Origin of the sequence: Polynucleobacter sphagniphilus (assembly GCF_029892205.1) — a bacterium.
Lineage (GTDB): Bacteria > Pseudomonadota > Gammaproteobacteria > Burkholderiales > Burkholderiaceae > Polynucleobacter > Polynucleobacter sphagniphilus.
The window spans coordinates 1-1,679 of record NZ_JARXVX010000020.1 but is presented as its reverse complement, the minus strand read 5'-3'; the positions used below and the strand labels follow the sequence as shown (position 1 = coordinate 1,679).

General features: G+C 51.9%; 1 protein-coding gene. It reads left to right on the top strand.

The features are described 5' to 3' along the window. On the top strand, positions 1-1,679 hold a 1,679-nt coding region (locus tag M2125_RS10890), incomplete at both ends, for a beta strand repeat-containing protein (protein WP_280742982.1).

Genomic DNA, 1,679 nt, shown 5'->3' with positions numbered 1-1,679 from the left:
AATACTGGTTCAGCGATCTCAACAACATTTAGTGGTGGTGTCACTGGCTCTAATAATCTCACCATCAATGAAAACGCAACTTCTGGCACGATTACCTTTGCCACGGGATCCATTAACAATACGGGGACAGTTACTAATATCGGAGCTGGTACAGGCGCTACCACGATTAGCTCAGTCATTGGGACCAACGTCACTGGTGTAACTGAGAACAGTTCTACCAGCAACTTAATACTTACTAGCGCCAACGCCTACTCTGGTGGCACTACAGTTAGCTCTGGCACTCTGGGTGTTTACAACAATGCTGCAATGGGTGGTGCTTCCGCCTCTTTTGCTGACACAACCACTTTGTTGATTGGTAGATCAGTAACCAGTATTGCAAATAATCTTGTGCTAACTGGCTCTGTTTCGGTTGGGTTTGATCTGAATGTTAACTATTTAGTTGTCGGTGGTGGCGGTGGCGGTGGTACAGGTATCGCAAGTGATCAAGGCGGCGGCGGCGGTGGTGGTGGTGCTGTTCTCTCGGGTTCAACAAGTTCTATTGCCAGTGGTAATTACACAATTGCTGTTGGTGCGGGTGGAACTGCAGGCAACTATGCGCAAACCAGTACTGGTGGGGTAGGCGGAAGTTCAAGTATTTCGGGTAGCGGTTTAACTACTGTTACTGCAACGGGCGGCGGCGGGGGCGGTTCTTGGGTCTCTCCAGCGTCTACCGGAAGTTCTGGCGGTGGTGGTGGTGGTTCAATTACTGCAGCTAATCGTGCTGGAGCAGCTGGCACATCTGGACAAGGTTATACCGGCGGAAATGGGGCAAGCTCAGGCGGACCTACGGCAACTACTTTTCCCGTGCCAGGAGGTGGCGGTGGTGGTGCAGGTGCGCCAGGCTCCAATATTACTAGTACTACAGCTAACTATTATGACGTTGGTGGTGTTGGTGGTGCTGGTCTTGTAAGTTCGATTACGGGCTCTGCTACCTACTTCGGTGGTGGAGGTGGTGGTGGAGGGGGCTCCAGTGAAACTACCGGATCTTATACTGGTAGTGGAGGTGCTGGAGGTTCTGGCGGTGGCGGTGTTGGTGCTAGCTTCATTCCTGGTGGAGCCGCTACTGCTGCTGGTTCGGGATCTGCCAATACGGGCGGCGGTGGTGGAGGCGGCATTGGTAACTCCGGACCAAACTATCTCGCAGGTGCGGCTGGTGGAAATGGTGTTGTTATTGTTAGCTACCTTGGCGGTACTGCAAGCTCAGGTGGCACGATTACAGCAGGTATAGGCGCAGCAGCTGGTAGGGTTGTTCAAACATTTAATGCCTCTGGAACGCTAGCTTTCAATAGTATTGTGGCAACGCTATCGGGCCAGATATCCGGCGCCGGAAATTTGATTGTTAATGCAAGAGGTGGAACTGTCACGCTCTCTAACAGCAATACTTATTCAGGCGGTACTACGATCAGTGCTGGCACTCTCAAAGTAGGTAACGCAACTGCCTTAGGTGCCTCTTCTGGATCTACCTCAGTAACGAGTGGTGCTGTGCTCGATCTCAATGGCACCACCATGACCAACACCAATGCTTTGACGCTAAACGGAACAGGCATTTCTAGTGGTGGAGCCCTAATTAACAGCAGTGCCACTGGCGCTACTTATGCTGGACTTCTAACTTTGGGTAGCGCAAGCTCCATTGTGGGTGG